14 protein-coding genes and 1 tRNA gene are annotated in these 20,807 nt (G+C 42.3%); 14 read left to right on the top strand and 1 reads right to left on the bottom strand.

All coding sequences use genetic code 11. From position 1 onward, the window contains the following. Window positions 1-2: 2 nt before the first annotated feature. Together WKT12_RS02550 and WKT12_RS02545 are read left to right on the top strand one after the other, a co-directional pair. Window positions 3-2,363, top strand: coding sequence for an FtsX-like permease family protein (locus WKT12_RS02550; protein ID WP_340318708.1), 2,361 nt, complete (start codon window positions 3-5; stop codon window positions 2,361-2,363). A gap of 18 nt (window positions 2,364-2,381) precedes the next feature. Beyond that, window positions 2,382-4,745, top strand: a complete 2,364-nt coding sequence (locus tag WKT12_RS02545) for an ABC transporter permease (protein WP_340318707.1) — start codon at window positions 2,382-2,384, stop codon at window positions 4,743-4,745. A gap of 86 nt (window positions 4,746-4,831) precedes the next feature. Here WKT12_RS02545 and WKT12_RS02540 read toward each other — a convergent pair whose 3' ends face one another. After that, the gene (locus WKT12_RS02540) at window positions 4,832-5,242 is read right to left on the bottom strand and encodes a PH domain-containing protein (protein WP_340318706.1); all 411 of its coding nucleotides are present in this window, start codon (window positions 5,240-5,242) and stop codon (window positions 4,832-4,834) included. Window positions 5,243-5,799: 557 nt separating this feature from the next. Here WKT12_RS02540 and sppA point away from each other — a divergent pair. The 12 genes from sppA (at window position 5,800) to WKT12_RS02480 (ending at window position 20,532) form a co-directional block, all read left to right on the top strand. Beyond that, complete coding sequence (gene sppA, locus WKT12_RS02535; protein WP_340318705.1) at window positions 5,800-7,566, top strand: signal peptide peptidase SppA; 1,767 nt, start codon at window positions 5,800-5,802, stop codon at window positions 7,564-7,566. Between the two features lie 14 nt (window positions 7,567-7,580). Then, window positions 7,581-8,690: a tetraacyldisaccharide 4'-kinase gene (lpxK, locus tag WKT12_RS02530; RefSeq protein WP_340318704.1), complete on the top strand. Its 1,110-nt coding sequence runs from the start codon at window positions 7,581-7,583 to the stop codon at window positions 8,688-8,690. After that, a complete protein-coding gene (locus WKT12_RS02525; protein ID WP_022231264.1) occupies window positions 8,647-9,456 on the top strand; it encodes a purine-nucleoside phosphorylase in 810 nt (269 codons plus the stop codon). The genes lpxK and WKT12_RS02525 overlap by 44 nt, the downstream gene beginning before the upstream one ends. 7 nt (window positions 9,457-9,463) lie before the next feature. Continuing rightward, complete coding sequence (gene thiL, locus WKT12_RS02520) at window positions 9,464-10,504, top strand: thiamine-phosphate kinase (RefSeq protein WP_340318703.1); 1,041 nt, start codon at window positions 9,464-9,466, stop codon at window positions 10,502-10,504. Between the two features lie 177 nt (window positions 10,505-10,681). After that, window positions 10,682-10,754: transfer RNA gene (locus tag WKT12_RS02515), tRNA-Phe, on the top strand. A gap of 220 nt (window positions 10,755-10,974) precedes the next feature. Next, entirely contained in the window at window positions 10,975-12,207 is a 1,233-nt protein-coding gene (locus WKT12_RS02510; RefSeq protein WP_340318702.1) for a site-specific integrase, read from the top strand. A 74-nt stretch (window positions 12,208-12,281) separates the two neighbouring features. After that, entirely contained in the window at window positions 12,282-12,581 is a 300-nt protein-coding gene (locus WKT12_RS02505; RefSeq protein ID WP_340318701.1) for a hypothetical protein, read from the top strand. 376 nt (window positions 12,582-12,957) lie between these two features. Beyond that, window positions 12,958-14,178, top strand: coding sequence for an IS256 family transposase (locus WKT12_RS02500; RefSeq protein WP_445323112.1), 1,221 nt, complete (start codon window positions 12,958-12,960; stop codon window positions 14,176-14,178). Window positions 14,179-15,589: 1,411 nt separating this feature from the next. Next, on the top strand, window positions 15,590-16,192 hold the full coding sequence (locus WKT12_RS02495; protein ID WP_340318699.1) for a hypothetical protein: 603 nt from the start codon (window positions 15,590-15,592) through the stop codon (window positions 16,190-16,192). A 32-nt stretch (window positions 16,193-16,224) separates the two neighbouring features. Next, window positions 16,225-16,482, top strand: coding sequence for a hypothetical protein (locus tag WKT12_RS02490; RefSeq protein ID WP_340318698.1), 258 nt, complete (start codon window positions 16,225-16,227; stop codon window positions 16,480-16,482). 41 nt (window positions 16,483-16,523) lie between these two features. Next, a complete protein-coding gene (locus WKT12_RS02485; protein WP_340318697.1) occupies window positions 16,524-18,854 on the top strand; it encodes a GTPase in 2,331 nt (776 codons plus the stop codon). Next, complete coding sequence (locus tag WKT12_RS02480; protein WP_340318696.1) at window positions 18,841-20,532, top strand: LeoA/HP0731 family dynamin-like GTPase; 1,692 nt, start codon at window positions 18,841-18,843, stop codon at window positions 20,530-20,532. Before WKT12_RS02485 ends, WKT12_RS02480 begins: the two co-directional genes overlap by 14 nt. The last annotated feature ends 275 nt before the right edge of the window (window positions 20,533-20,807 follow it).

Raw genomic sequence — 20,807 nt, 5'->3', positions numbered from 1 at the left:
CCATGAAAACACTTGTCCGTAACTTTTCGCATACGTTCAGACGCTTCTTTACTGCAAGCATACTGAACATCTTAGGGCTAAGCATAGCCTTTGCATCCTTCTTTGTCATCATGACACAGGTGGACTATGACTATAATTTCAATAAAGGATATAAAGACTACGAAAAGATTTTCCGAGTGGAAGTCAAACCCACACCAAACTCCGACTGGCAGTTGTGGATGCCCCGTCCGTTATGTGAACTGATACAGACTTGTTCACCACACGTAAAGTCAATATCCATAACCAATGCATTTATGGCGCAAGCCGACTATGAAGTAAACGGAAATGTATTCAACGAAACGACTTGTTGCGGCTTTGGCAATTTTCTGGAAACGTTCCAGCCCAAAATGATAAATGGTTCTGCCAATGCACTGAACCAGCCCAAAACAATTCTCATTTCAGAATCAATGGCAAAACGTTTTTTCGGAACAGTAGATGCGGTTGGACAAAGCATTTTCAAAGACAAACGGTCCAGCAATAATGAATGGACTATCGGAGGGGTATACAAAGACTTTCCAGAAAACGCACAGATAAGAAACTGGATCATGATGCCCAACGATCCCAAAGAAAATAAAGACAGGTGGAACAACTGGAATTACACTTGTTACATACGTTTGGATCATCCGGATTCGGCACCCGAAATAGAAACGCTTATTGAGGGAATTGTCAAGAAGAATAATCCCGAATATGCATCAGAAGGGAGTGACAGCATTTCCTCCTCTATAGTTCATTTATCACCATTGGCGGACGTTCATTTTTCTACCATAGCAAACAAAAGTGCAAGCAGCCGTACTACAGTTTACCTGTTGATATGTATTTCTTTCCTGATTGTAGTAATAGCGACTATCAATTTCATGAATTTCTCGCTGGCAGAAACCCCGATGCGCATCAAGAGCATCAATACCCAGAAAGTATTGGGAGCAACAACCCGTTCACTTCGCCTCAGCCTGATAGCAGAATCCGTACTTATCAGTACCATTGCTTTCATACTTTCTCTGATAGAGGTACTGCTATTGAAAGATTCCGGTCTGCAAGACCTGGTAAGTGCCGGACTACAGCCTTTGGAACATCCGATACTGCTCACCATTACTTTCTGCCTGAGTCTGCTCATGGGATTCTTAGCCGGCATATATCCCTCCTATTATGTTACATCGTTTGCACCGGCACTGGCACTAAAAGGCTCTTTTGGTCTTTCTCCTAAAGGACGTACCTTGCGTACAGCTCTGGTATGTATCCAGTTCTTTGTTGCCTACATGCTCATAATCGGAGTAGGAATCATGTATATGCAGAGCCGCTATATCCGGACATCCAACTATGGATATGATAAAGAGGTCATCATCACAGGAAACATGACAACGGAAACTCAGGCACAGAATGATGCCGTAGTAAACGACCTGTCCCGTATTCCCGGGGTAAAAGGAGTAGCTTTTTCAATGTTCATTCTAAGCTCTGCCGACAACTACATGAACTGGGCCATGGATTACAACAATACAGTTGTACAATTTGATGTAATGCCTGTTGATTATCATTTTCTGGATGTAATGGGAATCCATGTAACAGAAGGACGAAACTTCAAGCCGGGCGACGGAGATGTCTATATCTTCAACGAAGCGGCACGCAAAAAATATCCCTGGATGAAAGTCGACCAGACCGCTCCAGACAATCATTTAATCGTAGGATTTTGTGAGAACATCAAATACAGCAGCTTCCGTAACGATGACAACACGCAGCCTATGGCCTTTTTCATTTATGGAAAAAACTTTGAGAAAATAGGTCATCAATGGCAGCAAGCCATCAATGTTCGTGTATCGGCAGGAGTAGATAAGATTGCGATTATCCAGTCACTCCAGAAAACGATGGAAAAGTTTACCCCCGGACACGACTTCAATTTCCGGTTCATGGATGAAGTACTCGATGCCAACTACCGGAACGAATTGCGCTTCACCAAGCAGATCCTGCTCTTCTCACTCATTGCCATTGCCATCAGCCTGACAGGAGTGTTCGGACTCACCATGTTCGAAAGCGAGTACCGAAGAAAGGAAATCGGAATCAGAAAGATTATGGGAAGCTCGACCACACAGATTCTGTACATGTTCAACCGGAGATATATACTTATACTTACCGGATGCTTCATCGTGGCAGCACCGTTCGGATGGTGGATCGGACAGCACTGGCTGCAAGGATTCGCAGAAAAGACTCCTGTCAGCCCGTGGATATTCATACTGTCATTCCTGCTGGTTACGCTCATTACCATGCTTACCATCACTGTACAGAGTTGGAAAAATGCTCGCGAGAACCCGGCAAACAGCATCAAAACCGAATAATAAAAACAAATTAATTATATGAAAGGACTAAAAACTTACTTCACTTTTCTGCACCGTAACAAGCTGTTTACGGTTGTCAATATCGCAGGACTAAGTATCTCACTGATGTTTGTTCTGCTAATAGCCGACATGGTAACCCGCCAACTATCGGTAGACAAAAATTTAAAAGATACCGACCGTATCTGTGTATTTGCAAGCGAAAATACAGCAGCCGGACATTATCTGCTGGGAGAAAAGTTGCAAAGCCGTTATCCTGAAATAGAAGACTGGTGTGCTTACACCGGAAATTTCGGAATACAGACCCGCATCAACGAAAACCCGACCCAGATTCAGACACTCGTTGTCCGCAAGAACTTTTTTCAGTTCTTCAGTTATAAGCTGGCAGAAGGGAATCCGGCACAAGTACTGGTAGACGACCATAGCATCGTTCTCAGCCGTTCGTGCGCCAATCGTCTGTTCGGCAATGAACCTGCCTTGGGAAAAGTACTGGAATTGGACATGCCGGATGCGAAAGGAAACAGCAACCAGAAGTTCACCGTAACCGGTATTATGGAAAACATCGAAAACTCTTTGCTCAAAGAATCGACAGAAGCTGTTATCCCTTACGAAAACATCAGCGAACTGAACTCAACAATCAGCCTGACAGATGGTATGATGGGCAATGCCACCAGCGCACTTGTATTCTTCCGCACCGCAAAAGGCGCCGATCTGAATACGAAGGCAAACGACATTCTCTCCTATCTGAAAGATTGCTGGTGGATCTATAACCGAGGAATGTTCAAGGAAGTACAGTTCGTGCCATACAATCAGTTTTACTTCCACACAGAAACGCCTTCCGGTTCTACAGAAGTCAACCAGTACAGCTTCCGCATGGTCGTACTTTTCTTTATCATCGGAATTATCATCTTGTTCATGGCCATCTTCAACTATGTCAACATGAGCATTGCACAAACCACCTACCGCGCCAAGGAAATGGCAACCCGCAAGTTGCTCGGTTCTTCCCGTTCCGACATATTCTGGCGCATGATAGGCGAATCGTCCATTATGACCGTTATCGCCTTCATACTGGGATTTCTGCTGGCAAAAGCCGCCGAACCGGTTGCCATGGACCTGCTGGGCGTAAAGCTCGACCTGACGGGCGACTTGTCTTTTGTGACCTGTCTGGCTTACCTGCTGCTTATCGTCGTGCTGTCATTCATCTCCGGCTTTGTACCGGCTACCATCCTGTCTAATTATAATCCACTGGACGTTGTAAAAGGACACTTCCGCCGGAAAACCAAAACTGTATATTTGCGTGTGCTGAACATTGTACAAGACGGACTGACCATCGCCATGTTGAGTTGTGCCATTTACTTAAGTGTACAAATTTACCGCATACTGGACGAACCATTAGGCTACACCTACGGAAACATTCTCTGCCTTACTCCAGCAGCAGAACAGGAAACTCTGCTCACTTTCCGCAATGAAGTACAAAAACTACCTTTTGTGAAACGGGTAAGTTTTACCCAAGGAACTCCGATAGACGGAGGGAATAATCATACGATGGTGGTTATGGTTCAAGGGGCTCCCAAGGACATGAGTTTTCAGACATTTAAAGTAGACTCAGCCTTTATCGACATGTTCCGGATACAAATCTACGAAGACCACAAAATGTCATTCGACAAGAACAACTGGTTTATCAGTGAATCGGCCTCCAAAGACCTCGGAGGTGCAACCGACTATGTAAGCGACGAGCGGGGACGTAGTTTCTCCATTGCCGGATTGTTCAGAGATTTTCACATCCGTTCGGTCATGAGTGAGCAGCACCCCTTACGGCTGCAAATACTCCCCGCCGACAAAATTTATCCGTGGACTATTCTGGTGGAAGTACAAGACGGAAATCCGGCTGCCTATGGCAAGCAAATCAACGAGTTATACAGCACCATAACCAAAGGAGCGCCGTTCAGTTCAAGCTGGTACAAAGACCAGATTGTCGAACAGTACAGCGATATCATCAGCATGAACAAGCTGATTGGTATTTTCACTTGTGCCGCACTGGTCATCTCATTGTTAGGACTGACTGCCATGAGTATCTATTTCATCGCTCAGCGCAAGCGTGATATTGCCATTCGCAAGACCTTCGGCTCCAGCAGCCGCAACGAAATGCTGCAACTGATGAAATTCTCATTCTCATCGTTGCTCATCAGCCTGATAATAGCCGTACCACTTATGATATTCGGCATACACACCATCGACAAGATTGTAGCCTACGACAGTAGCTTCCCTTGGTGGGTTCCGCCAACAGCTTTTGCCGTCATCACCCTTATCTCACTGGGTTCGGTATTCTTGATCAGCCGGAAAGCTGTGCGAGAGAATCCGGTAAACAACATTAAAACCGAATAACAATAAATCTGTTCAGGGCACTTGCGGAAAAGCAATGTCCTGAACAGATTCACTCTTATTTCACATTTATAGCAAAAATAAGGCAGCTATATATTCACACAAATCTGATTTGCAGACATATCGCAAAGCTGTTTCACAAACATCTGCTTATCTTTCGGAGATAGTATAACATACTTTTTGCCATACGTTATCTTGACTCTGTCTAAGGATGCCGCAGGAGCCGATAGGAGCGTATGGGTATTGGCAATTTCTGTTATCTCGTCAATATTAATGCGCTCGCTATAGAAAAAAGCATAATGTACCCGCAAGACCTTTCCTTCTATCGTGTATTTTATACCGAAAAGAAGTAACAAGGTAAAAATAAGCATAAACAAAATAATACTGAATTCCACAACAGAAAACTCGTTCACAACGATAAGTGTCAACGGTATACCCAAGGCTACCAGAATGAGAATCAGCAACCAACTATCTACTTTTGATCTATATACTTGTTTCATGGTTTATCGGTCATTATCTAACGTGAATATATGGGGAAAATATAATCTATTGAAAAATAAGAGCATTTCATATTACTACCATTTCCTTAAAGCCTAAATTTACAGAATTTTATTGTACGACGGATGATGTTTGCAAAGAATCTGTGTTGCAACAGAAAAAATCAGCCACAACTTCTTCACTAACTTCGTTAATAACTTCTTATCCACCATCGCGGTATATTATTTTATCTTCATAAATAAGCAATTTAATAACAAGAGACTAAAGCAACAATATACATAATTGCCGACATTCCACAAAAGACTTGCCGACACAAAAAAGAAAGACCGTAAAATCTCCATTATTTTTGTACAAACTTTTTTTGTTTTTGTACAAAAAATAAAAAAACATCGAGACGTTTTTCTCTAAACATGCTGAAGCTTATTTCACACATGCCCGCATCCTGCCTAATATCTTTCAACTCCTTCTCCCAGCGTCAGGAAAAAAATCGTTTGCTTTTGGTTATTCCATGAAAAAGACTAACTTTGTTATTTGATAAATTTCTAAAAAGCATCACACAATGAAAGAGTTTCTGAAATACACCTTTGCTACCGTCTGCGGTCTGATCCTGACGGGAGTAGTCTTTACAATTCTGGGAATCATCAGTCTTGCCGGAATAGTTGCTTCTTCTTCCGGAACGGAAACCGTGGTAAAAGACCGTTCGGTATTTGTTCTCGAACTGAAAGGCAGTGTCATAGAACGCTACCAGGAGAATCCGCTCATGCAGTTCTTGGGAGAAGACTATACGACTTACGGACTGGATGACATTCTGACTTCCATCCGCAAAGCAAAGGAAAATGACAAAATAAAGGGAATCTACATTGATGCTGGTGCTTTTGCCTGCCAGACAGCCTCCATGCAGGCGATACGAAACGCGCTGGTGGACTTCAAGAAAAGCGGCAAGTTTATCGTGGCTTATGCCGGAACCTATTCACAAGGAACTTACTACATCGCAAGTGTTGCCGACAAGGTCATAGCCAATCCTTCGGGAAGCATCGGCTGGCACGGTCTGGCTGCACAGACCATGTTCCTGAAAGGTCTGCTCGACAAGGTGGGCGTGGAAATGCAGGTTTTCCGTGTAGGAACATATAAATCGGCTGTGGAACCTTACATTGCTACGGAAATGAGTCCGGCAAACCGCGAGCAGACACAGGCTTTTATCGGCTCTATCTGGCAACAGATTCTGAACGAGGTTTCCGAATCCAGAAAGATTCCTGCCGATTCTCTGAATGCTCTCGCCAGTCGCAACATGGACCTTCAGCCGGCAGAGCTCTATCTCAGTACCGGTCTGGCTGATACACTGATGTATAAGGACGAAGTGCTGGCCTATCTGAAACAGTTGACTGACTGTAAGGAAGATGATAAGCTGAATACGCTTTCGCTGGAAGATATGATAAACGTAAAACGGAATGTACCGAAAGATAAAAGTGGTAACATCGTTGCCGTGTATTATGCTTATGGTGAAATAGACGGAAGTGAGTCAAACGACGGAGAAGGCATCAACTCCGAAAAGGTCATAAAGGATTTGCGTAAGTTACGCGAAGATGAAAGCGTGAAGGCAGTTGTGCTGCGTGTTAACTCTCCGGGAGGAAGTGCCTACGGTTCCGAACAGATATGGCGTGAGGTTTCGCTGCTGAAACAGGAAAAACCGGTTGTTGTGTCCATGGGTGACTATGCCGCTTCGGGCGGTTACTATATATCTTGTGCTGCCGACTGGATTGTAGCCGAGCCGACAACTCTGACTGGCTCTATCGGAATCTTCGGTCTGGTTCCCAATGCGGAAGGATTACTGAAAGACAAGTTAGGACTGAATTTTGACGTTGTTAAAACCAATGAGCTGGCAGACTTGGGTATTTTAACCCGTCCGTTCAACGAAGAGGAAAGAACACTGATGCAGAATATGGTCAACAAAGGATATGAACTCTTTACGAAACGTTGTGCCGACGGCAGAAAAATGGATATTGAGGATATCAAAAAGATAGCCGAAGGACGTGTATGGACCGGAGAAATGGCAAAGGATCTGAAACTGGTCGACGAACTGGGAGGACTGGATAAGGCTGTAGATGCAGCGGTTTCGCGTGCCAAAATAGACCGCTATACCGTGGTAAACTATCCGGAAAAAGAGGATTTCTTTACTTCTCTGCTTAACACAACTCCGGAACGTTACATCAACAGCCGTATGCAGAATAACTTCGGTGAATATTACAGCGGGCTTCGTTTCCTGAAGAATCTCAAGGATGCCGACCGTTTACAGGCTCGTATGCCGTTTGATCTGGTTATCAAATAAAGCGCCGGTGCCTGATGAAACCTAAAAGAAAAATAAAAATCTACTACGGACTGCTGCCGCTGGCTTGCCTTTACCGGCTGGTGGTAAGTATACGCAACTGGATGTTCGACAGAGGTATTCTTCATTCACAGTCCTTTCCGATACCTGTCATCTGCGTAGGCAATATCAGTGTGGGTGGAACTGGAAAGACTCCTCATACGGAATACCTTATCCGGCTGTTGCGGAAAGACTATCAGGTAGCAGTTTTGAGCCGTGGATACAAACGGAAATCTGAAGGATTTGTGCTGGCAACTCCCGAAACGACTGCCGAAGCGATAGGCGACGAGCCTTACCAGATGGCACATAAATTTCCGGATATTTATGTGGCTGTAGACCGCAACCGCTGTCACGGCATCAGTCAACTGACGGACGGTCATACGGCTCCCGGAGTACGGGTCATCGTACTGGACGATGCTTTCCAACATCGCTACGTGAAGCCGGGACTGACAATCCTGCTGATAGACTACAATCGCCCGATTCATCTCGACCGGATGTTGCCGGCAGGACGATTGCGGGAACCGGAAAGTGGCAAGAAACGCGCCGACATCATCATCGTGAGCAAATGTCCGGCACAACTGAGTGAAGCGGAACAAGAGGCTCTGCGAAATGCAATTGCTCCCCTGCCCTGCCAGCAGCTCTATTTTACTACGCTGGCGTATGGTAGGCTGCAACCTCTCTTTTCGGCAGAACCGGAAAAAAGGTTAGAAGAAATCCGAAAGGATGAACATATCCTGCTGGTAACAGGCATTGCTTCGCCCGCAGCTATCATCGACAAGCTGTCGGATTACACGCAGTTCATTACCCCGTCGACTTTTCCCGACCATCACGACTTTGATGCGACGGATATGAAACTGATAATGGAAGCCTTCAAGAAACTTCCCGAAGGTAAGCGCTTTATCGTTACCACCGAAAAGGATGCGGCACGGCTTATCACCCATCCGCTACTGGATGAAGCGCTGAAACCTTATATATATGTGCTGCCGGTAGAGGTAGCTTTTTTGAACGAAGAAGAACATTTATTTAACCAAAATATAATCGAGTATGTTAGAAAAAATTCAAGAAACAGCAGCTTTTTTAAAAGCTAAAATGCACACTCATCCCGAAACGGCCATCATTTTAGGCACAGGTCTGGGCAGTTTGGTACACGAAATTACCGATAAATATGAAATAAACTATTCCGAAATTCCTAACTTCCCGGTATCGACAGTAGAAGGTCACAGCGGTAAGCTGATTTTCGGCAAGCTGGGCAACAAGGATATCATGGCCATGCAGGGACGTTTCCACTTTTACGAAGGTTATTCGATGAAGGAAGTAACTTTCCCCGTACGTGTCATGCGTGAACTGGGCATCAAGACTTTGTTCGTATCGAATGCTGCGGGAGGTACAAACCCGAATTTCGAAATCGGCGACCTGATGATCATTACCGATCATATCAACTTCTTCCCCGAACATCCGCTGCGTGGAAAGAACATCGACTACGGACCTCGCTTCCCGGATATGAGCGAGGCTTATTCGAAGGAGCTGATTGCAAAAGCACTCGAAATTGCGAAAGAAAAGGGTATTAAAGTGCAGCAGGGTGTATACATCGGCACACAGGGACCGACTTTCGAAACTCCGTCGGAATATAAGATGTTCCGTATTTTAGGAGCCGACGCAGTAGGTATGTCCACCGTGCCCGAAGTAATCGTAGCCAATCATTGTGGCATCAAGGTATTCGGCGTATCAGTCATTACCGACCTGGGCGTGGAAGGCAAGATTGTCGAGGTTTCACACGAAGAGGTACAGAAGGCTGCCGACGAAGCACAGCCGCGCATGACTACCATCATGAGAGAACTTATTAACAGAGCGTAAAAAAACTATGCACGAAGGAAATAGAACTGAAATATCAACTCTCGGTGAGTTCGGACTGATCAAGCATCTCACCGAGGATATTAAATTACAGAATGAGGAAAGCAAGTACGGCGTAGGCGATGACGCTGCCGTGCTCGACTTTGCCGGAAAGCAGGTGCTGGTCACAACCGACCTGTTGATGGAAGGTGTACACTTCGATTTGGTTTATACTCCACTGAAGCATTTGGGATATAAATCGGCAATGGTGAATTTCTCGGATATCTATGCCATGAACGGTACCCCTAAGCAGATTACTGTATCGCTGGCGGTATCCAAACGTTTCTGCATCGAAGATCTGGAAGATTTTTACGACGGGGTGAAACTGGCTTGCCAGCTGCATCATGTAGATATCGTGGGTGGCGACACAACCTCTTCGGTTACGGGTCTTGCTATTTCTATCACTTGCATCGGTGAAGCCGACAAGGATAAGGTGGTTTACCGCAACGGAGCCAAAGATACTGACTTGATTTGTGTAAGTGGTGACTTGGGGGCTGCTTATATGGGACTTCAGCTGATGGAACGTGAGAAAGCGGTCTTTCAGGGAGAAAAGGATGTGCAACCCGATTTTGCTGGCAAAGAATATTTGCTGGAACGTTTCTTAAAACCGGAAGCACGCCGTGACATCATCGAACGATTGGCCAAAGCCGGCATCCAACCAACAGCCATGATGGATATTTCCGACGGTCTTTCTTCGGAACTGATGCATATCTGTTCGCAAAGCAAGACCGGTTGCCGTGTATACGAAGATCGTATTCCTATCGACTACCAGACGGCAGTCATGGCAGAAGAGTTCAACATGAACCTGACAACCTGCGCGCTGAATGGTGGTGAAGACTACGAACTTCTGTTTACAGTCCCTCTGACCGATCACGAAAGAGTTTCACAAATAGAAGGAGTGAAAGTCATCGGTCATATTACAAAGCCCGAACTGGGTTGTGCATTGGTTACTCGCGACGGTAACGAACTGGAGCTGAAAGCTCAGGGATGGAATCCGCTGAAAGCAGAATAATCCAATACAAACATATTGTAAATCCTGCTGTTCCTTTACGGAATAGCGGGATTTTTTATATAATTCCTACAGAAGTTGCATTTTATTTTACATTTTTTCCATAAATAATTTGCAGTTTCAAAAACTTTGCGTACCTTTGCAACCGCAAACGAGAAACACTCTTTGCAATAACAAATTGGTGCCATAGCTCAGTTGGTAGAGCAAAGGACTGAAAATCCTTGTGTCCCCGGTTCGATTCCTGGTGGCACCACTCAAAATCCTGATTCTTTCCGAATCGGGATTTTTTGTTTTCCCCAGGCACGCAAAAAACGGCAAAATATTACCGTTCGAGGTGGAGCAAAAGGTGGAGATAAAAGGTGAAGCAAAAATCTCCACCGAATTAGAGTCTTTCTCGCTGATTTGCAATATTTTGCGTGTCAAGAAAACGTGGTCGGTTTCCTACTTTTGTCCAAACTAAAAACTGTAGGAAAATGAAAAGAAGTTCATTCAATGTGCTTTTCTTCTTGAAGAAGACCAAGCTGCTGAAAAACGGAGAAGCATCCGTTTGTATGCGTATCACTGTAGATGGTACGCGAGTTGAAAACAACATCCGCAAAAGCATTGACCCGTCTCTCTGGAGTCAGGCTAAGGAATCCGCCAGAGGCAAAAGCCGCAAGTCATGTGATCTGAATGCCTATATCGAAAATGCGAGAATCAAATTACATCAGATTTTTTGTGAGCTGGAAGAACAGAACCAGCCTATAACGGCACGTCTGTTACAGGAAATATTTTTCGGACAGGACAAAGAACCGGAAGTGGTCCGCACCCTCATCGGCACCATGCAGGAACACAATGACCAATGCCGTGCCCTGGTCGGTAAAGACTATGCCCTGATTACCGTTCGCCGTTATGAAAGCTGCAAGCGCTATCTTGCCGAACTTATCAGACAGAAATACGGAAAGGATGATCTGCCGCTGGCGGAAGTCAACGGTGAGCTGGTACGTGCCTTTGAATTTTATTTGAAGACGGAAAAGGAATGTCAGCAGAATACCGTCATCCGTTATATGAAATGTCTGAAGAAGATTACCAATCTGGCACTGGCTAATGAATGGATAGCCAAAGACCCGTTTATCGGTATCAAGTTCCACGAAAAAGAAGTAATCCGTGAGTTTCTTACCATGGACGAACTGCTGACTATCTACCACAAGGAGTTTTCTCTGGAGCGAATCGCCGTAGTCCGTGATGTTTTTATTTTCGCCGCCTTTACCGGATTAGCTTTCATCGACGTGCAACAACTTTCCCCAGGGCACATCGTAAAAGATAACAACGGAAACCTGTGGATCAGGAAGCCACGTCAGAAAACAAAGAACATGTGTAACATTCCGCTACTGGATATTCCTTTGGAAATCCTGAGAAAATATGCAGATTATCCGGCCTGCAAAAAGAAAGGAGTATTGCTGCCTGTCCCCTGCAATCAGAAGATGAACAGCTATCTGAAAGAGATTGCCGACCTGTGTCTGATAAAGAAGAACCTGACTACCCACACCGCCCGTCACTCATACGCCACATCTGTCTGTTTGGCCAATGGGGTAAGCATTGAGAATGTAGCCAAAATGCTCGGTCACTCCAATATCAAGATGACGCAGCACTATGCAAGGGTACTCGACAGTTCCATTCTGAAAGATATGAATAATGTAAGGGATGTACTTTCAAATTGTCTGTAGCTTATGAAAAGAGAAATTATCCATATGGAGGACGGCAGAATTGTATTCCTGCTGTCCATCCTGATAAGATTCGTATGGACGAAGCCGAACTTGTCGGCTTGTTCAATGTGGTTGCACCGACCTTACGAGCAGCGAAAAAAAGAATATATAAACTTGAGATTTTGCAACCATTCACCGCAGAACAACATATTCCGTTAAAAGAGGGGTATCAGGTAGTCTATAACCTGGAAATGATATTTGCGCTTGCCTTTCAGATTAATACTTATCCGGCACAACAATTACGTGAGTATATAATAAGCAGACTGTTACAATCTGAAAAGTCAATGGTTATCTGCATGGTGAATGGAAATCATAAGTCATATCTAAAATGCTGATAAATATTGATTTTACTATTTCATGCGGATAATAAGCCGCAAAATTTGCGGTTAATACTACATAGCGTACCTAACATAATTACCCTTAAAATTAGAAACATATTGTATAGATCCGTTTTAACCTCAATAGCATAAGAGTATTTAAAGGGAAACATTCCTTACTACACTTAAGATTATAACCAACTACTAAATCGTATAATCATCACAATATACGGAAGGATATATCACCTTAAAATTACTTTCCCCAATAAAAGTTTTATCAATGATACATACTTGTATATGAGGCACTATAAAATATATTGTGTAAATGGAAATACGGGATTCAATTTAGAGTCTCGTATTTTTTATTTTATAGATTTGCAAAATGAAGAAGATTATGAAAGAAAAGAATCAAGTAGTGCCCGATGAGGTGTTAAGCAAGGAGTTCCTTAGCCAGTTCAAGACAGAAGCCGATGTGAGCAAGTTTCTGAAACAGTTGCATGCCCAGGTGCTTGAGAAGATGCTTGAAGGCGAAATGGATGCCCATCTGGGCTATGAAAAGAACTCAGTGGCCGGTAATAACAGTGGTAATTCACGCAACGGCAGCTATCCGAAGAAAATCCAGACCGAACATGGAGAGTCTGCCATTTTCATTCCACGTGACCGTAACGGCCAATTTGAACCGATAGCAGTGCCCAAACATGAAAGCCGTGGACTTTCTATAGAAAAGCTTGTTATCTCCCTATATGCCAAAGGAATGAGCGTTTCTGATATAGAAGAAGAGATGCGTGAGATTTATGAAATAGAGCTCTCTACATCTGCCATTTCCATCATTACCAACAAAGTCAATCAGGCGGCCCAGGAGTGGCAGAACCGCCCCCTTGATCCTGCTTACCTCATTGTCTGGATGGACGGTATTGTCTTCAAGGTACGGGATAACGGCAAGATCATAAACAAGACCGTTTATCTTTGTGTCGGACTGAAACAGAACGGCTTGAAGGAAGTTCTTGGCATGTGGGTCGGCAAATCGGAAAGTTCTTCTTTCTGGATGGGCGTCCTGACCGATTTAAAAGCCCGTGGAGTACAGGATATACTGATTACCTGTACCGACAATCTGAATGGATTTACGGATACCATCCGCACCGTATTCCCCCAGTCATCCACTCAGATCTGTGTGGTACATCAGATCAGAAACTCCTGTAAATATGTCGTTTATAAGGATAAGAAAGAGTTTACGGCGAATATGAAGAATATCTACATTGCGCCCAATAAGGAAGTTGCTGCCGCAGAACTTGACAACTTGGAAAAGAAATGGGGAGGAAAGTATCCATATGCCATACTTTCATGGAGAAACAACTGGGATGATCTGACTATTTTCTTCCAGTTCCCGCTGGAAATCAGAAAAATAATCTATACAACTAATCTCATTGAAAACCTGAACGGAAAAATCAGAAAGTACACAAAATCAAAGCTGTCATTCCCTTCGGACGATGCCGTAAAAAAGACCGTATATCTTTCGCTTATGGAAATTGAAAAGAAATGGACAATGCCTATTTCAAACTGGGGATTGATTATGAACCAATTTATGCTTATTTTTGAAAACAGAATCCAGATATAAGAAGAAACTTACAACTGAATCCTGTTTCTATTTACACAAAATTTTGGACAGTGTCTTAAATCTTCATTCCTTACATTACTTTTTCAGATAGTACTCATTTCCCTCTTGTCTATATTGCCACTACTCAAAGCAACTATCCTCTCGCCCCATTTTTGCATTCATACAATTATCAAAATATCAAATGACACGATGACATTTTGAACTTATTGAACTTTTGTGCAATCTTTATTATTCTTGCTCACCGCTATCCAAAATGCCTTTCTATCTCTGTTCATACAACTTTCAAACCTACGTATGCCGGCTTTAAAAAACTTCCCGGTATTGTATCTCGGTTTGTAGCAAACTCAATATAAGTAACCAATATTCCACAATCAATCAAGATGTAATAATCAGCAATCTGCTGAACCTAAGTTAATGATTATGGAGGAAATGAGTACCTCGGTTAATGTAACCTTTGTTTCTACCCAATAAACCAGTCTAAAAACAGCCTTTCAGAATATGATTCAGGCTTACAGGATTTGCCTAGCAAGTTGTACTTTTGTCACCACAAAATTCGTTTTGCGGTTTCAAAAGTGACTTGCCGACTGCCGGAGCAGCGGAGCAATGAATCGCTGTTTCGCAAGGCGAAAAAGTTTGTTCTTTGAAGAACGAACCATTTTAGACTATCCGTAGCTACATGATATGAGGTTACTACGGCCACAAAATACCTCAGTTAAAGCAACTTTGATATATAAGTCTTTTGCACTCGCTAAACAAAGATTCATTACCCATAAATCGTTTATCTAAACCAAAGGCCTAAATATCTTTATACCTACATTTTACGGTTTCCAAAGCTTCAAGTCCAAATACTTCTTTGCCTTCAAAAACATCGATAACCTTATCAGCCAACCAAAGAACAAGTATCTTATTAACATCAACCCCGAAATGCTCAGCTAACTTTATAACCTGATTCCTTTTTAACATTTTTACTGAACGTGAGAGTATCTATTTTTACTACCTGCGCAGACTTTTCGCGTACCTTTTCTCTATTTTTGCAGCGATAAAATGACAGAAACAAACAGTCCATGATACAAAATGTAGGATTTTATTTGCTGATTTCAAGGAAAATGGCTTTCTTTGTGTAAAGAAAAAACAAAAAGGAAGTACAACAACGAAACAGAAATAGTTCTACACATATTGCAAAACTTGTACTGACGAATTATTAGACCTGGTTGAATCTGGAAAATTTAAACATAGGAGTCTATAATGATTTGGTCAAAGCATGTTCTGTACCCCGACAAGGGGCATGGACTGACTTTAACTTATTTAGACTCCGCGGTTTTTCCAGAACCCAACCAGATAAATAAGAGAAGAGTGAGCACGTGCTCCTTTTTCTTTTTTGTTGCCGTGGACAGATATAGACCTTATAAATATGAAACACGTGAAGTTTTTGCCTTGGGTAGGCGATCGTTATCAGATCGGATGGAACGAAAGACGCATACTGGTGCTGGGCGAAAGTCATTATTGCCTTTCCCCCGAAGAAGCCGTACCGCAAATCACCAACCGGGTTATGACAGATTTGCTTGATGCAAACAGCGAGCATGAAAGCTACAAGAACACCTTTACAAAGTTTGGCAATGCCTTGATGGGAAAGCCACTCTCCTTTGACGAGAAAAAAGCGTTTTGGCATTCAGTCCTTTTCTACAATTATGTGCAAGTCCCCTTGCCAGCCGCCCGAATTGCCCCCACCGAAGAAGAGTTCGCCATATCCGAAACGGCCTTCTTTGAAGTGTTTGACACCTACCACCCCGACTACATTATCGTATGGGGCAAACGTCTTTACAATCACCTTCCCTGCAAAGGCTACCAGCTTCCCGACCTAACTTTGTCTGATAATGACGATATCGAGACATGGGCATATGAAACAGCAAGTGGCCATGTCGTGCAAGTACTGCCTATTACACACCCCTCTGCAGGCTTTGCATCAGATTATTGGCATGAAGCGATGCAGGCATTTATCAATAGAACATTATAGGCAGATTAATATTTATCTTAAAACAAAAAGTTATGGAACAAAAGAATTTTTATTGTGAGTATTGCGGTCACAAGTTCCCTAATGTCAGATTGTTTGCGACAGGCACCTGTCTACGCCACCCTGACGGCAGTAATAAAGGGTATCACAAACTCTATGAGGGTAGCGAAATGACAAAATACACTTGTAAATATTGCGGCAAGCAGTTTCCGTCCATTCAAGTGATGGTAGGGGGAACGTGTCCTTATCATCCGAAAGGAAGCAATAAGGGAAGTCATGCGCCGGCATTGTGATTGATATTAGTTTTTAGTAATTGTTACAATAACATTTTAGAATGACTAAGTTGGAAATTTGGTTGGCGATAGCCGAGTGTTTTAGAAGCCCGTCGGTTCAAGATTGCCCTTATAGGGAACTTCCATTTTATATGACTATTGATGATGTGTCTACTACAGATGATGGGAGGGCTGTAGTTAGTGGGTTAATTGCAACTGGTACTGTATATGTGGATGATTCTGTTAGAGTTGGGTGGGGTAGGCCTGGAATAGTTCAAGGCATTCTATTGGAAGGGACTCTTGAAGAGATAGAAATGGGGGAAGCAGGTGACCAAGTCAATATACTGCTGGATATTACCGATGATTCTCATATTGAGAATGGGGAAGGAATTTATCATGAATGCTTGGGTTCAAATTACCATATTGATTGGAAAAGACTCATTGAAGTGATTCAAGAAAAATTTGGGATTATGATGTTAAAGAAAGAACTTACTAAACGTGCTCATGATGTAGATAGCATTGTTTATTCAATTCAAGAGAAACTGGAAAAGCGCGCCACATCAAACTGTAACAATGCAACAAATAGTGACTTTAAACAAACCCAAAACACGGAAAGCAAAACCTCAGATAATACTCAAAAAGGTATTGAGAACTTATATAATGAATTGTTGTATATAATCCGTGATGCCCAACAAGATGTTTCGGAACTGAAAGGAGTAAATTCCTCTTTCAATACCATTAAACGAAATATTATAGAAAGACTGAATGAACAAGTTGAAATAGCAGGTAAGGAACTGTCTAAAGCGTTAAATAATACAGTTTGGGATAATCTTGTAATCGCATTTTTTGGAGAAACCAATGCCGGTAAAAGTACTATTATAGAAACTTTTCGTATTTTGTTTGATTTAAATAGACCGGGAGGAGACGGATTGATTGTCGGAGATGGCAGGCATGATTTCACTAAAACTTATGAGGAATACAAATTGTCTATTGGCGGTCACCAGTTCACCTTAATAGATGTGCCTGGCATAGAAGGTAATGAGGAGGAATTTAAAGATGTCATTCAAGTTGCGCTCCACAAGGCTCATTGCGTATTCTATGTGCAAGGGCACAATAAAAAGCCTGATGAAGCTACTGCAAGGAAAATAAAGAATTATCTTGGTGACTGGGTAAAGGTATATTCTATTTATAATGTGCGTGGTGGAGCTGGCAATTACGATGAAGAGGAAGAGCGTGAAGCACTTTTGACAGAAGGTATCCTAAAGACAGAAAACCTGATCCAGATAGAGTTTAAAAGAATATTGGGTGATGTATATGCCGGACATATCACGTTGCAGGCTCTTTTGGCAATGTGTGCTAAGGCTGTTTTTTCTGAACAGCGTGAAGACTTGATTAAAACTCAACAAAAGTTGCTTGGATATTTCGGGAGTGCTGATCGAATTCTACAATTCAGCCAGTTTCAAACTTTAATCAATCTTGTAGAACAAAAAGCCTCCAACTTCCATTCAGAGATTTTGGAGGCCAACAAGCAGAAATTGACATCACTAGCTGGTAAGATTTCCACTCAGATTTCTATTTCTATGAAAGTACAAAAGGAGGGTTTGAAGAGATTAGGTGACAATTTGAAAATTGTTGAACGAGAGGTTTGCAACAACTATCTTGATTCTGCTTATAGGAATATCTTAAATAAGTCAAAGAATGTAATAGATAGTATATATGGTAGTTTAAAAGCTAAGGTTTTTGAGCTTATAGATAATAAGGAAAAGGATATTAAGGAACGTGTCGAGCGCATACAAGAATGCTTATTGGAAGAACTTGAAAGTCGTATTATAGATATTGTTCGCGATGAACTTTCACGGGCGAACAATAACGCAAATCGAAAAATTAAAGAACTTGATGGTATTCGCTTGGCATCCATCAATTTTTATGCTAATGTTGACCTTGATGCGGAAATTGATTTCACTGAAGCTCTGTCTGAATTGGATATTGATTTAGATGATATATTAGGATGGGTAACCAAAACAGCGGGAACGGCTACTGCAGGTGCCGCTATCGGTTCTATAATTCCAGGTGTAGGAACTGTAATAGGTGCCGTAGTTGGTGCTGCTATAGGAGGAATAGCTCATGCAGCCAGTGGCGATGGAGGGAAAGCTAATGCAAAGAATAGCGTTTCTGATGCAGTCAGCAGAGCCAAGGGAAAAGCAAAACAGAATTTAGAGAAAGTACTATCTCCTGTTTTAAGAAGCATTGAGAACGAAAAGAAAAAACTTAAATCTTCAGCAAGGAGGGAACTGAATAACATAGAAATGCTGAATGAATCTATAGACTGCTTTAATGAGGGAATAGAAGCTTTTGTGAAACGATTAAAAGACAATGGATATGGAAGAATTTAATATACTGAGTAAGCGTGTCAGCAAACTTACATCGTTAAAACGTTTGCTGGAGTCTGGACTTGGCAACATCCCGGAATTGCAAACCTACATTGACAAGATCAACAGCATCATAAGCAACGTAAACGATGGTGAAATTAGTATTGTATTGTTAGGTAGTTTCTCAGATGGTAAAACGAGTGCAATTGCTGGGCTGTTAGGCCGTTTGGAGGATAACATGAAAATTGACAACGATGAGTCATCGGATGAACTGACTGTTTACCGTCCAAAGGATTTAAAGAAAGGCTTTAAGATTGTGGATACTCCGGGACTTTTTGGAACAAAGGAGAAAGAGATAAATGGGAAAGATGTCAAGTTCTCCCAAATAACCGAACGATACATTTCTGAAGCTCAAATTATTATATATGTATGTGATGCTGTAGTGCCATTAAAAGATAGCCATGTGGAGATAATCAGCCGCATTATGCGCAATTATCATAAGTTGGATAATACCATCTTTGCAATCAACAAAATGGATGAAGCAGGCTATGATTTGTTAGACACCGATGATTTTAGCAGAGGTTGTGAGATTAAAAAAGCAAATCTCATCTCGCGACTTCGCAGCACAATTAACTTGACTCCAGATGAAGAGAAACGTTTGCATATCGTTTGCATTGCTGCCGATCCCAAAGGCAAAGGACTAGCACATTGGTTCTCCAAAATGGATAGCTATTACGAACGTTCGCACATAAAGGATTTGAGAAATTGTATCAACGCTGTCGTTGACAAAACCGATGCAGACTCGCTTTCATCCTCAACGTATGAAACATCTGTTAAGGATGTGGTAGATGGTTTAGGAAAAGCCATTGATGGAACTACCCAACCAGTAAATAAAGCTCTTTCCAAGATAAAGGAGTCAGCCGAGGATCTTGCTGAAGATCAAAAGCAGTTAAAGAAAGAACTTTCTTTGTCAAAAAGTGACCTTATAGCTGCATTAAACGAAGTGAAAAACGATGCCTTGCGAGAAATCAAAAGTGCTTCTTTGGAAACTATAGGAGAAGTTATTTCAAATTATTTGGGAGAACAGGGCGGAAAAATTACGTTTTATGTCTTTCAAGAGAAAATAAACTCTCTCATAGAACAGTGCTGTGATACAAATGCAATAGCTGTCAATACTGCGGTTGTAAAATTGGAGAACAGTTATTCTATGCAAAACGAAATGCTCAATGAAGCGGTTAAGTTTGGTATAAATGGACTGAAGAACCTGACTGTAACAGGAGAACAGGTAAAAGCCGTTCGTGATATTATCGCCAGCAGTTACAAATTTAAGCCATGGGGGGCAATCAACTTAGGCAAGAGTATCACTAAATGGGCAGGATGGATAGGAGCTGGTTTAGGATTTGCGTTCGAAGTATATGGCTGGTACAAACAGCATAAAGATAAGAAGAAGTTGGAAAAATTAAAGGCTGCATTGGAAAAGGCTGTCAACGATTGTATGGCTGACATTTTCAACTTATTCGGCTCCGAAGACCTTTATTATAAAAACTTTGCCCCATCATACATCGAGTTATGCAAAACAATGGATGAGCGAAATAAGGAGATTGAAAGTTTACAGCAGAAAGTGAAAAAGCTGGAACAATACAAGCAAAAGATTGATCAGTGGAAGAAATCTGGAGAATATGTTGAATACAATGAAATATAAAGTATAGCCATTAAAAAACGAATGTTATGAGTATTGAAACTAAAAAGAAAGAGAAAAAAACTAAGAGTAAACTTGTAGAAGCCGGATTGGCTGTCGCAAGCCTTATTGCTGCGGTTGTTATTGGATTCCAAAAAGGGAAATAAAGTAATGATAAGAGGTAAGACACTATTTAAATGTACCAACTGCGGCCACTTTTTTCTCGCAATAGACGTTGAATATATGGCAACTGCGTTCTCTACGCCGCAACCTTGTCCGAAATGCAAAAGTATTCGGAC

Origin of the sequence: Phocaeicola sp. HCN-6420, from assembly GCF_037890145.1 — a bacterium.
Lineage (GTDB): Bacteria > Bacteroidota > Bacteroidia > Bacteroidales > Bacteroidaceae > Phocaeicola.
Note: the sequence above shows the minus strand (reverse complement) of the source record. Positions and strands in the feature narration are given on the sequence as shown.